Annotated in this window: 12 protein-coding genes; 6 read left to right on the top strand and 6 right to left on the bottom strand. The window is 45.2% G+C overall.

The window, feature by feature from the left end; genetic code table 11:
• On the bottom strand, nt 1–252 hold a 252-nt coding region (locus Q369_RS0119610), incomplete at its 3' end, for a transposase (protein ID WP_031529481.1).
• Between the two features lie 110 nt (nt 253–362).
• Between Q369_RS0119610 and Q369_RS0119605 the strand changes: the two genes are divergently transcribed.
• From Q369_RS0119605 to Q369_RS0119595, 3 genes are read left to right on the top strand one after another with little or no spacing between them, the layout of a single operon-like run.
• Nucleotides 363–821 carry a hypothetical protein gene (locus tag Q369_RS0119605; protein ID WP_157488249.1) on the top strand — a complete coding sequence of 153 codons (459 nt, stop codon included), beginning with the start codon at nt 363–365 and terminating at the stop codon, nt 819–821.
• 8 nt (nt 822–829) lie between these two features.
• On the top strand, nt 830–1147 hold the full coding sequence (locus tag Q369_RS0119600) for a T9SS type A sorting domain-containing protein (RefSeq protein ID WP_031529479.1): 318 nt from the start codon (nt 830–832) through the stop codon (nt 1145–1147).
• A complete protein-coding gene (locus tag Q369_RS0119595; protein WP_031529478.1) occupies nt 1144–1734 on the top strand; it encodes a hypothetical protein in 591 nt (196 codons plus the stop codon). Before Q369_RS0119600 ends, Q369_RS0119595 begins: the two co-directional genes overlap by 4 nt.
• A gap of 108 nt (nt 1735–1842) precedes the next feature.
• On the opposite strand, the gene Q369_RS0119590 is transcribed toward Q369_RS0119595, so the two are convergent.
• The 3 genes from Q369_RS0119590 to rpsU all read right to left on the bottom strand — a co-directional run bounded on the left by Q369_RS0119590 (nt 1843) and on the right by rpsU (nt 5665).
• Entirely contained in the window at nt 1843–4428 is a 2586-nt protein-coding gene (locus Q369_RS0119590; protein ID WP_031529477.1) for a phosphoenolpyruvate carboxylase, read from the bottom strand.
• 66 nt (nt 4429–4494) lie between these two features.
• Entirely contained in the window at nt 4495–5367 is an 873-nt protein-coding gene (locus tag Q369_RS0119585) for a tyrosine-type recombinase/integrase (protein ID WP_031529476.1), read from the bottom strand.
• A 103-nt stretch (nt 5368–5470) separates the two neighbouring features.
• Nucleotides 5471–5665 carry a 30S ribosomal protein S21 gene (gene rpsU / locus Q369_RS0119580; RefSeq protein ID WP_026629542.1) on the bottom strand — a complete coding sequence of 65 codons (195 nt, stop codon included), beginning with the start codon at nt 5663–5665 and terminating at the stop codon, nt 5471–5473.
• Nucleotides 5666–5822: 157 nt separating this feature from the next.
• Here rpsU and Q369_RS0119575 point away from each other — a divergent pair, with 157 nt between their 5' ends.
• The 3 genes from Q369_RS0119575 to Q369_RS0119565 all read left to right on the top strand — a co-directional run bounded on the left by Q369_RS0119575 (nt 5823) and on the right by Q369_RS0119565 (nt 10154).
• On the top strand, nt 5823–6758 hold the full coding sequence (locus Q369_RS0119575) for a Ppx/GppA phosphatase family protein (protein ID WP_031529475.1): 936 nt from the start codon (nt 5823–5825) through the stop codon (nt 6756–6758).
• A 78-nt stretch (nt 6759–6836) separates the two neighbouring features.
• On the top strand, nt 6837–9413 hold the full coding sequence (locus Q369_RS0119570; RefSeq protein ID WP_031529474.1) for a zinc-dependent metalloprotease: 2577 nt from the start codon (nt 6837–6839) through the stop codon (nt 9411–9413).
• 60 nt (nt 9414–9473) lie between these two features.
• Nucleotides 9474–10154 carry a peptidoglycan DD-metalloendopeptidase family protein gene (locus tag Q369_RS0119565; RefSeq protein ID WP_031529473.1) on the top strand — a complete coding sequence of 227 codons (681 nt, stop codon included), beginning with the start codon at nt 9474–9476 and terminating at the stop codon, nt 10152–10154.
• A gap of 7 nt (nt 10155–10161) precedes the next feature.
• Here the strand turns inward: Q369_RS0119565 and Q369_RS0119560 are convergent, their stop codons facing one another.
• Together Q369_RS0119560 and Q369_RS0119555 are read right to left on the bottom strand one after the other, a co-directional pair.
• On the bottom strand, nt 10162–10914 hold the full coding sequence (locus Q369_RS0119560; protein WP_031529472.1) for an SDR family NAD(P)-dependent oxidoreductase: 753 nt from the start codon (nt 10912–10914) through the stop codon (nt 10162–10164).
• Between the two features lie 28 nt (nt 10915–10942).
• On the bottom strand, nt 10943–12649 hold the full coding sequence (locus Q369_RS0119555; protein WP_031529471.1) for a S41 family peptidase: 1707 nt from the start codon (nt 12647–12649) through the stop codon (nt 10943–10945).
• Nucleotides 12650–12703 lie beyond the last annotated feature (54 nt).

Raw genomic sequence — 12703 nt, 5'->3', positions numbered from 1 at the left:
GAACAGCTCTTTAAGTATTTGATTATCCAGGCTCAGATCAGCAAACATCTTTTTCAAGCGTGAATTTTCTTCCTCTAAATCTTTCAGGCGTTTAACGTCAGAAGCTTCCATGCCGCCATACCGGCTCTTCCAATTGTAAAAAGTGGCTTCGGAAATGCCATTCTGCCTGCAAATCTCCTTGGTTGGAATGCCAGCTTCCTGTTGTTTGAGGATCGAAACGATCTGTGTCTCGGTGAATTTGGTCTTTTTCATCAGTTTAAAATTAAGGTTTAATCTCTAATTTCAAACTGTCTGTGGGTTAGGGATACTTACACAGGCACGAGGAGACCGCAGGTATACCTGCCGATGCACAGGCTTACAACTTGAAAAATGGTTTAGGCTTCGTTACAGACAGAACAGTTATGGTCGGGAAAAGCATTTCTGATGACCAGGCCAAAAATCGCCTGCTTCACTTTTCAAATCCAAACGTACAAGTTGGAGGAAAGCCGACTGGAACCAACAATGCAAACAATGCTAAAAGGATTTCTGATTCCCATTTCGTAGTAAGTGCCTTTCAGCCTAATCCAAATCCACCATTGGCAGCCTACATCGATGGCCCTACTTATGTAACAACCCAGGGCGGTAAAAACTACGAACTAAATTATAGTTGTGGTAACGCACCATATTCCTTTATTTGGCAGTACAGCTATGACGGAGTCAACTATACCTTGTCAAACACTACAACTGATATTTTCACCTGGTTTTTTATCAAAATCAGAAAATATATCTCAAAGGTACAGTCACTGCCGGTGGAAAATCAACTACAGCTTTCATTGCCATAACTGCGCAAATGCCGAGCCCCTACAAGCAGGGAAGTGCAGGCGTCGATTCCACGGTCACCTTTAATCCTGACTTCGAAGTAGCACCGAACCCCGCCACCGACCAGGTACAAATCCGCTATAATTTGGAAACTGAGGCAGATGTCGCGTTGGAAATTATGGATTTATCCGGTAGTCTGCTAGAAACTTTGATTCTCGAAAAAACCCATCAAAGAAAGGGATCACATTCTCTATTTTGGAAAAACGATAAACTCGAAAATGGAAGCTACTTAGTAAAACTAACCGTTGATGACAAGATTATTGTGAAACGCATTATAGTTCAGAAATGAAACTGCTAAAACGATTTCCCAAGTACGTGCTTGCATTATGGTTATTCGCAGCTTGTCTACCTCAGTTAGCAATTCCTGAAAACTCCTGGGGGTATTTCTCTGCCAGAGTCAATGGAAAACGATGGGAGAAAACTTTTGAAAACGCTTTTCAGGCAATTCGGGCATCTGAACATGATCTTGATTCTTCTGTTTGCAAGAGACTGATTGTTTATTCTTTACTGTTCGAGTCGGACGGAAATCTACAAGAAGAACTTTCTTTTTCTAATATCCCTAAAAAGGAGGGGCGATACAAGGTCTCGCGGAATAGAACATACTCCTGCAAAGATTCGACTACTGTATATTCCCATCTAAACACTTTTATAGATTTTGATATGTTCCGTGATCAATATGAAGTACTGGATTCAGAAGACAATTACCTTCAAATTGATACATACCAGGAAAATGGGAACAGAGAAATAAAGGGCCGGTTCAATGTAACTTATGTTTTAAAAACACCAAGAGCCTTTAACTCTTATGAGGATACGCTAAGATTCACAAATGGGAAATTTCATACAAAGATTTTAGAGCCTTTAAAGCGGCATTTGTAAGCGGCCTCAACTTAGTTGGGTTTGAAGTCAAGCGTCAAGCCTAAGATTGAAAATGCTCCTGAACACGAAATTCAGGAGCATTTTCAATCTTATAATAAGAATAGGTACCTAAGCCGAGTTCCTCGCTGCATTGATAATCCCGAACATTGCCCGCATGATCAGCTGATTGTAGGTTTCTACGTCAACCGGCAGGTCTTTGGGGTCAAGTGCCAGCATTTGCAATGCATATTGCTGAATGGTAATCAGAGGCAATACAATGCGCTCGCGCGTTTTGATAGATACTTTCGTTACATTATTACTGTCCAACAGCTCCTTCTGTCCCGATACTTCAAGCAGCAGGTCACGCGTTAGCAGGAATTCATCATACATTTTGTCCCAGAACTCCCGATATTCTTCCTCGTCACGCAAGTACTTTGTCGCCGGGAAAAATGCTTTTGAAAGCGACTGCATTGAGTTCTCGATCAATGTCCGGAAAAACAGCGACTTCTTGTAAAGTTGCTTGATATCCTCGATCTTGTTTTCCTCCGCCATTTGCCGGATCGCCGATCCAAAACCATAGAACCCTGGTACATTCTGCTTCATCTGCGCCCACGATCCTACAAACGGAATAGCCCGCAAATCCTCAAACTTCAACCCTTCATCATCATTTCCACGCTTGGTAGGCCGGCTGCCGATGTTGGTCTGTCCGTAGAAACGCAACGGTGTTTTCTTATCAAGATACTTGACAAACATCGGGTGTTTTTTAAGGTCCAGATAAGAGTTATAAGCTGCCTCTGCCATTTCTTCGATCAACTCCTTATCTTCTGTACTCAGCTCATCCTCAGCACGATTATCACGGAATAAATGGTTTTCCAGACCAGCTGTAAACAATCTTTCCAGATTGTACATTGCCGTAGTTACAGTCCCGTAATTAGAGCTGATAGTCTGCCCCTGAACGGTCAGTTGTATCTCTTTATCTTCAATATCTGATCCCAGCGACGAGTAGAAGTTGTGGTTATTGCCACCTCCGCGCGCAGGCGGTCCGCCGCGGCCGTCAAAAAACGTGACTTTGATTCCAAACTCTCTCGAAACTTTGGTTAATTCCTCTTTTGCACGGTAAATAGACCAGTTGGCACGCAGGTAACCGCCATCTTTCGTTCCATCCGAAAATCCAACCATAATCGTTTGGTGATTCTCGCGGTTTTGCAAATGATTCCGGTAGAACTCATTTTCATACAAGCTGCGCATAATGCCGGGCGCATTGGCAAGATCGTCCACCGTTTCAAACAATGGAACTACATCAAGCGCCAATTTTCCATTTTCGTCAGCAATGAGATTCTTAGCCAGCGCAACTACCTGCATTACATTCAATGCAGAAGTATTGTTACTAATTACGTAGCGGTGAGCGCCTTTCTCACCATTTTTTTCCTGGATCGTTTTAATCGCTCTGATTGACCCAAGAATATCTTTTGTTAATGGATCTTCATAGTCTTCGTCGCGCAGTGGAATATTAAGCGACAGCAGCATTTCTATTTTCTTTGGCTCATCCCAACCTTCGTAGTCACTGTATTTCAGGAGCGGAATTTTTTTCTCCAATCTTTTCAGAATATCCTCCCAGGCTTTTCCGTGTTTCCGGCTATCCTGGCGTACATCTAGGCTCGCGAAGAAGAATCCGAACAGGTTAAGCTTCAAGATAAAATTGTCAAGCAGCTCTACAAAAAGCCCCTGATGCTTGCTGACAAGCACTTCCCGCGCTTTCAACAATTCATCGATCAGCTCCTGTGCATTGGCATAACCTTCCTCGAACGGACCGAAAATGGTACTGTTCATTTTTTTCTCCGCAATGGAAACTGCCTCGTCGACACCTTTAAAGGTTAATCGCCTTTTCAGCTGACGAATATCGCGGTAATAGCTGCGCAGAAGCGTTTCTCTCAGCCTGTCCGCAACCTGCAATGTAATATCCGGATTCACAAAAGGGTTTCCGTCCCTGTCGCCACCCGGCCAGAAACCTAGCCGGTAAACATTCGGGTAAGGCCAGTCATGGACGCTCATTCCCAGCCCATTGATCAACTTTTCAAGGATAGACGGGATAGCATCATAATATACATTTTCAAGGAACCAGCACAGGCTGACAGCCTCGTCAAATGGAGTAGGTTTTTCGTGATTGATAAATGCAGTTTTCCCTAATTGAAGCAAAAGCTGATTTACCTCGGTAAAATCGTTTTCCTTAATCGCGTCTTCGAGATCGTTGATGATCCCGAGCACTTTACCGGAGTAAAATTGGGTCGGGTGAGCTGTCAGTACAATGCGCACGCTAAAATCCTGCAACTTCGTCAACAGCTTCTTTTTCAGCTCGTCTTTGTCCAGCCTTTCGGTCAGGTAAGTAACGGAGCCTTTTCCGGTAAGATCGTGGGTTTGATCAAATGCTGCATCTTCAACAGAGTCAAAAAGAACAACTTGTCTTTCAATGTATTGAATGAATGCAAAAAGCAGATCTGTCCTTTCCTTAGGAGTGGCGGTTTCAAGTAGTTCCGAGAAAAAGTGCTCGATGATTTCCTTCGGAGATTTTCCCTCCTGAAAACCTGTCTCACTCTGCTGCGTAAGTATCGGAAGTAGCGAGCCTGTCTGAAAAATACCGCGATAGGGTAAACTCAGAAAAAGGCTGTTGAAAATATTATACTTCGTTACAACTGCGTCCTGAAAACTGTTATTCATAATGAAGCGACGAAATTATATTTTGAGATCTGCTATGGAGGTCAAATATAATCCTAAAAATCGGTTTCAGGCTTTTGGGTGCGCTTGCTGATGCGTTTTTTTCAGCTTTTCAATGGAGTTATGTGTATAAATCTGAGTGGCAGCGAGGTTGGCATGACCAAGCAGCTCCTTAATTGCATTCAGATCGGCTCCGCGATTAAGCAAATGCGTAGCATAGGTGTGACGGAGAATGTGAGGGCTTTTTTGAGATAAAGTGGTCACTGCCGATAGATATCTTTTAACAAGCCTTTGAATAAACACCGGGTAAGCTGCTTTCCCTGAATCCGTCACAATCAGGTTATCTACCGCTGCGATCTCTTTTCGTTCCTGCAGATAGGTTCCGAGCAGCTCAGCTAACGATTTCCCGATCGGTACCATGCGCTCTTTGGCGCGTTTTCCGAAAACTCGGATCGTATGTGCATAAAGGTCCAGGTGCCTTACTTCCAGATCCAGCAGCTCGGCCAGCCGGATCCCGCTGCCGTAAAGCAGCTCAATAACTACCCGATCTCGCAATCCCGGGAAGTCTGCCGAGAAAGTATCCTCTTGAAAAAGCATCTCCATTGATTTTTCTTCCAAAAATGCAGGCAGCTTTTTCCGTGTTTTCAGTGCAGATAATACTTTCGTCGGATCTTTGGAGATCAACTGTTTTCGTCTCAAAAAAGCATAGAAGCTTCGTAAAGAGGCAATTTTTCTATTCACGGAAGTCGGGTTCAACCCTTCCTCCATTAAACTGACAACCCAGGAACGCAACATAGCCGGCTGTGCCGTTTCCGGTGCATTGCATTCATACTGAAACAAAAGGTATTTCTGAAATTGATCAAGATCCGTCTGGTACGATTTGACCGTATGTGCGCTGGCGCGCTTCTCAAAGTTCAGAAATTGTAAGAAAGCGTCGATCATGACAGCCAATATACAAAAAAGAGCTATCTGAAATCAGACAGCTCTTTTTTGTATATGGATACAATGATCCTGTATAACTCATTCAGAAACCACTCCTTTGGATCTAGTCCTCTAAATGACCGTAAGTCTTTTCCTTGTAAACGGCACGCAAAACTTCGAAACGACGTCTAACAGATGGTTTTTCGAAAGCTGTACGGGCACGAAGCTGACGCATTGTACCGGTTCTTTCAAATTTCTTCTTGTAACGCTTAAGAGCGCGGTCAATCGATTCGTTGTCTTTAATGTTGATAATCAGCATGCTTATTAATGTAATGTTTTTTTGAATGGTTTTCTGAAATTGGACTGCAAAGAAAAGCCTTATCAAACAGAAAATCAAGAAATAAGTCATTAAAATTAGGTTATTTTTGCAAGCATCGTCATAGGAAGAGTGTAATAGAACATTTAGACAGCCCGATATGAGCTCTCGATTGGGAATTATTGATTTAGGAACAAATACATTTCACCTGCTCATCATCGAAAAGAGCGGGGATCAGTTTTCCAAAATCTTTCATGACAGCCGCCCGGCCAGGATCGGAATGGGCGGGATCAACCGGAAAGTAATCACCCCGGAAGCTTTCGGTCGCGCAACTTCTGTACTTACCTATTTCCGGGAAACATTAGATTTGCACGGAGTTCCTGCTGAAAGCACATTTGCCTTCGGTACCAGCGCGATCCGCAATGCTGAGAACCAGAGCGAGTTCTGCACTGAGATATTCGACAAAACAGGTATTTCCATTACAGTAATTGATGGAAACAAAGAGGCAGAGTACATTTATCAGGGCGTCCGGTTTGGTACTGATATCGGCGATTCGCCGGCATTGATCATGGATATCGGAGGCGGAAGTGTGGAGTTCATCATCGGAAACCATTCTCAGCTATTCTGGAAACAGAGTTTTGAAATAGGCGGGCAACGCTTGATGGAAAAGTTTATGAGAAATGATCCGCTGTCTGTCGCCGATAGAAAGAGCCTCTATAACTATTTTGATGAAAACCTCATTCCGCTTGCTAATGCAATTCATCAATATGCCCCTCAAAAGCTGGTCGGCTCCTCAGGCACATTCGATACGCTTGTTGATATAGATTTTCAGTATCGCCTCGGAGAAGGTCCTCCAAAACACCAGACTGACTTCCATCTTCCATTAGAAGAATTTTACCGCGCCTATCACCTGATCGTCTCCGGAAACCACGATGAGCGCATGCAAATTCCTGGAATGATCGAGCTCCGGGTGGATATGATCGTAGTCGCAGTGTGCCTGATTGACTACGTTTTAAAAAGTTATGGCATTCAAAAAATGCAGATTTCGAGTTACGCGTTAAAAGAGGGTGTTCTTGCTGAATTATTGTCAAACTAATTGCTTCTAATCCGTAAATTAGATTTCTATTTACCCCCCTGGCTTCTATCACTTTAAACAAAACTCTTTAACAATTCCATGAGATTATTTCGGTGCCTTATTCTTACGGGACTAGCTCTCGTGTATCTTAATGATGCCCAAGCCCAGAAAAAGAAGAAAAAGAAAGAAGAAGATGTGAAAATTGAGAAGGCAGTCGATGCCATGGCGACGGCTGTCAAAGACAAGCTGAAAGATGATAGGAAAAAAAGTCCGAAAGCTTTTAAAGACCTGATCGATACCAGTGCAGTGAGCCAGAAGGGAATGATCTCGGTGCACAAAATGGATGATAAATGGTATTTTGAAATACCCGATTCGTTGCTGAACCGGGATATTATGGCGGTTACGCGATACTCGAAAACCGCAGCAGGAGGCGGAATTTTTGGAGGAGAGGAAGTAAACCGGCAGATGATCCGCTGGGAAAAAGGTGTCGATAACAACTTGCTGCTAAGGTCAGTAACCGTTGTTTTAACAAGTCCTGACAGTACAAAGCCCATTTTTCAGGCTGTCAAAAACTCCAATTCTGATCCGATTATCGGCGTTTTCGATATCAAAGCGCTCAAAAAAGATCCTGGTGCAAAAGCTTCGGTCATTGACGTTACCGATTTTTTTAACTCCGACAACCAGGTTTTTTCACTTAGCTCGGTTAACAAGCAGTTGTTGAAACTGACAGGTTTCAAAAAGGAGGCATCTTACATTGAAAAAATGAGGAGCTTTCCGATCAACACGGAAATACGTACTGTAAAAACGTTCACGGTATCTCCGCAAACGCTTTCCCCCACCCCCGTTCCGCAGATCGGCCAGTACTTACCTTCCGGGCTCGATGCCGGCGTTGTGACGTTTGAGATGAATACTTCCATGATTCTGCTGCCGGAAAGACCTATGCAAAAGCGGATTTTTGATAGCAGAGTTGGCTATTTTGCCAATCAGTATGCCGTTTTTGGTGAAGAATCACAGCGGTCGGACACGGAAGTTTTCGCAGTAAGATGGAGGCTTGAACCCAAGAATGCGGAAGACGCAGCCAAGCAGAAAAATGGGGAGTTAATTGAGCCGAAAAAGCCCATTGTTTACTATATAGATCCGGCAACACCTGAAAAATGGCGCAAATACCTGAAAGCAGGGGTGGACGATTGGCAGGTCGCTTTTGAAAAAGCTGGCTGGAAAAATGCAATCCGCGGCGAATACTGGCCGGAAGGCGACACAACCATGAGTCTGGAAGACGCCCGGTATTCGGTGATCCGCTATTTCGCAGCAGATATCCAGAACGCTTACGGTCCGAATGTACACGATCCGCGAAGCGGCGAAATCCTTGAAAGCCACATTGGCTGGTACCACAATGTAATGCGCCTGCTGCGTAACTGGTACCTTATTCAGGCTGCCGCCGTTGATCCGAAAGCACGTACAAAGAAGTTTGACGACGAACTTATGGGCCAGCTCGTGCGATTTGTATCCTCACACGAAATTGGACATACATTGGGACTGCGGCACAATATGGGCGCAAGTTCTGCGACGCCGGTCGAAAAGCTGCGTGACAAAGAATGGATTAAAGAGCACGGCCACACAGCCTCGATCATGGATTATGCGCGGTTTAACTATGTCGCACAGCCGGAAGATAGTATTACTGATCTTTTCCCCCGCATTGGCGACTACGACAAATGGGCGATTCAATGGGGTTACAGCAATTTCCCTGACATCCGCGACCCGAAAGCGCAGAAAGCAAAGCTGAATGAAATGACGAAAGAGGCTTACAAGGATACCCGCCTGCATTTTGGAACAGAGATCAGTCCCTACGATCCGAGATACCAGACCGAGGATCTGGGTGACAATGCAATGAAAGCCTCAGAGTATGGAATCAGGAACCTGAAAAGGATACTACCCAACCTGATCGAATGGAGCCGTGAAGATGGCGAAAGCTATAAGGAACTCGATGAGATTTACAGCAATGTAACTGCGCAGTATCGCCGGTACCTGGGCCACGTAATCAAAAACATAGGTGGAATTTACGATACGCCTACTACCTATGACATGGAAGGGCCAACATTTACGCCGGTTGCAAAAGCGACGCAGAAAGAAGCGGTTGAATTCCTGAATGCGCAGCTTTTCAAAACGCCGACCTGGCTTTTGGACCAGAATATCATGAACAAGATCAAGCCTGAAACCGGTGTAGAAGCGATTAAAGCACTACATGAATATGCGATTACCGCGCTTTTTGCGGGCGACAGAGCTGTAAGGTTAATGGAAACAGGTATGACTGCCAAGAACTACACGCTCGATGAGCTGTTCACTGACCTGGAGGGCGGTATCTGGTCGGAAACTAAAACAGGCAAGAACATTGATTTGTACCGTCGCAACCTGCAAAAGGTGTATACCGAAAAGCTGATCGACTTGCTCAAACCTGGCAAAGCCAATGTACAGTCCATTCCCGTGGGGATCACCTACGGTTTTTCAACCCGCGTCGTGGAGCTTGAAAAAACCGATTTGCCTTCCGTAGCACGGGCGCATTTGGAAAGTCTGAAATCGACGATTACCGCTGCTATTCCGAAAAGTGCGGATAAGATCACCAAATACCATTTACAGGATATTTTGCAACGGATCAAACAAAGTCTCGATCCAAAATAAGCCTTGAATTCGAAGAGCCGGGCATTCACGCCTGGCTCTTTTTTGCTTTAACCCTCAGCTATGGCGGACTTAGAACAAATACTCAGCGGGTACCCTGCATTTGCCAGGATTATTGACAATGGAAAAGCTTACAGAAGACTGGATTTTTCAGCCGCTAATCACGCATTGCTCACCCGTGATCTTTCGAGAACAAGTGAATTTTTGAAGTATGTTTTTGAAGAGCTTTTGTTGGGAAGTACATACAATGGGATTGGCGGATATGGGGAAAACCGCGTAATATACCGCCAGCGAATGCATTTCGGAGGCGATGAGCCAGGTGCACGGAGCATTCATTTAGGGACTGATATCTGGGTGCCGGCAGGCGAGCCGGTGTATGCGCCAATTGACGGAGTAGTTCACAGCTACGCATTCAACAACCACTACGGCGACTATGGTCCTACGATCATTTTAGCCCACGATTTATCAGGAGTACGATTTTATACATTGTACGGGCATTTGTCGCTTTCTTCATTGAACGGACTTTCCGTCGGAAAACCCATTGCAAAAGGTGAGCAATTTGCCTTTATTGGCGACTTCCCGGAAAATGGCGACTGGCCGCCGCATCTGCACTTTCAGGTGATCAGTGAAATCGGCGACTATGCAGGCGATTTTCCCGGGGTAAGCAGCATTTTTGATCAGGATTATTACTTATCAATCTGCCTTGATCCCAATCTCATTTTAAGGATAGCGGAAAACAACTGAGCAGTCTCTACTTTCTGTGAATCGCAGTTGCGGCGGATTGTGCGCCTGCCAGTATCGTGATGTCGGCGATTGTGACGCGATCCGGTGCATTCACAGCGTACAAAATAGCGTCAGCAATATCTCCTGCCTGCAATGGATCAAAACCCTGGTATACTTTCCCGGCACGCTCTTCATCGCCTTTGAAACGAACCAATGAGAATTCAGTTTCCACAGCACCGGGAGCTACATTCGTTACCTTAATTCCGTGCTGCGTCAGTTCCAGGCGCATTCCCTCGCTCAATACTTCCACAGCCGCTTTCGAAGCGCAGTATACTGCTCCGTTTGCATAGGTCTGCTTTCCTGCGATGGAGCTGATGTTGACGATATGTCCCTTTCCTTTTTCCAAAAGCAATGGAATAACCGCTTTGGAAACGTAGAGCAATCCCTTTACATTTCCATCGATCATCGAATCCCAGTCGTCGGTATCGCCTTCATCCAGTGAGCCCAGCCCGTGTGCATTGCCTGCATTGTTAATGAGGATATCAATGTTTTTCCAATCATCGGAAAGCGAGTTGATCATTGCCAGTACCGCACCTTTGTCACGCACATCGAAAAGCAGTGTGGTAACTTGTACTTTGGAAGACAGTTTTCCGGCGAGTTCATCGAGCCTTTCCTGGCGACGGCCACACAGAATGAGACTTATTCCTGCATCTGCGAAGAGTTCGGCAGTTGCTTTTCCTATCCCGGAGGTAGCTCCGGTAATCAATGCAATACGGGACATTAGAATTTTGATTGTGTTACTGGCCTGACTAATCCTTTTTAGTTCGTGGGATGTTCAGACTGCTAAATTGACCTTTTTCCAACTGGGCGGCCTGGTTAAACATTTGCACTGCCTGTTGAAAAACATTATCGGTAGGATTAAGTACCTGGAAAACCTCGTTATTAAGTCCACTCTTCTGCTTCCTGCCCCAGACATACCGGCCAATTATTGCCTTTGTTTGAGAAGTAATCAGCGGTTTAGAAAGATTCAGCTCAGCAGGATTCGGTTTGATACCTGATTTGGTAGCATCTTTAACCATATCTGCCAGCATTGCATCTGATACTTCAAACGATTTTACGAATTCGTCAAAAGTCTGTTTTTCCAGCTTTTTCTGATTAGCATTTGCATATCGTAATGCGTATTCCCTGATGATATTTTTTGAGTAAAGTTCATACAGATACTTGCTGTTCTGTGTGGTATCTTTTGGAACAAAAATATCCGGCGTAATACCGCCTCCGCCATAAACAATGCGCCCACCGTCGGTTTTGTACACTTTACTCTTATCAAATTTGATGCTATCTACATTGAACAGCTCGCCGCTTTCATACCGATGCGAAAGATCCTGGCTGTAATCTTCACCTTTGCCCAGCTCGTAAGGCTTTTGAATGCTTCTTCCACTCGGTGTATAATAGCGCGAGATGGTGAGGCGCAGCTCAGAGCCGTCGGAAAGCTTGATCGGCATTTGCACCAAACCTTTACCATAAGATCTCCGGCCCACAACCAATGCGCGGTCGTGATCCTGCAATGCGCCTGCCAGGATTTCAGAAGCCGAGGCGCTTCCTTCATCTACCAGAACGATCAATGGGCCTTGTTCAAAAAGTCCATCAACGTGCGAACGTGTTTTTCTGTCGAAACGGCTGTCTTTTCCTTCGGTATACACCAGCAGCTTATCTCCGGCGATAAATTCATCGGCCATGCTCGTAGCGCGTTCCATATAACCGCCAGGGTTGCCGCGCAGGTCAAGGATCAGGTTTTTCAACCCCTGTCCCTTTAATGTTTTCAAGGCAGATTTAAACTCTTCGAAAGTGGATTCGGAAAAGCGGCTGACCTTAATATATCCGATCTCCTGATCAACCATATAAGACGCATCCACCGAGAATGTCGGAATGCGATCGCGCACTACCGAGAAATTCATTTTCTCATTCAATCCCACGCGCTCAATAGCAAGATTTACCTTCGTGCCCCTTTTTCCACGTAGTAATTTATAAACCTGCGCATTAGTTACTCCCGGACCGGAGAGCTTCTCCTGGTTAACCGAGATAATCCGGTCGCCGCTCTGAATGCCCGCTGCCTCCGAGGGCCCGCCGCTCAGGGGGGTTACCACGTAAACCGTATCATTGTAAATATTGAATTCAACGCCGATTCCATCAAAGCCTGATTCAAGCTGCGAGCGAGCTGCGGTAGCTTCCTCTGCATTGAAATAGGCAGTGTGCGGATCCAGCTTTTCCAGCATTTTCGAGATAGAAAAATCAACAAGCTCCTCGGTATTGACCGAATCCACGTAGTTATTTTCAACCAACATCAATACCTCGCGGAACTTGGCGTATCCTTTGGCAACTTCTGACAGCTTCTTTCCGCCGCTAAAAAACGTGCTGCCCAGCAACACACCTGCCGCCAGCGTGATCCCGATGATGATCGGCAAACGCACAACCGACTTCGGGTTATTAATCGGTGTCTGAGACTTTTCTGAATTCATGCTGGTCAAGTTTGAAAGGGTGTTGAGAAGACTTTCCGCACACTTCTATTTAAC

Source organism: Dyadobacter crusticola DSM 16708, assembly GCF_000701505.1.
Lineage (GTDB): Bacteria > Bacteroidota > Bacteroidia > Cytophagales > Spirosomataceae > Dyadobacter > Dyadobacter crusticola.
This window is presented reverse-complemented; position numbering and strand designations above follow the sequence as displayed.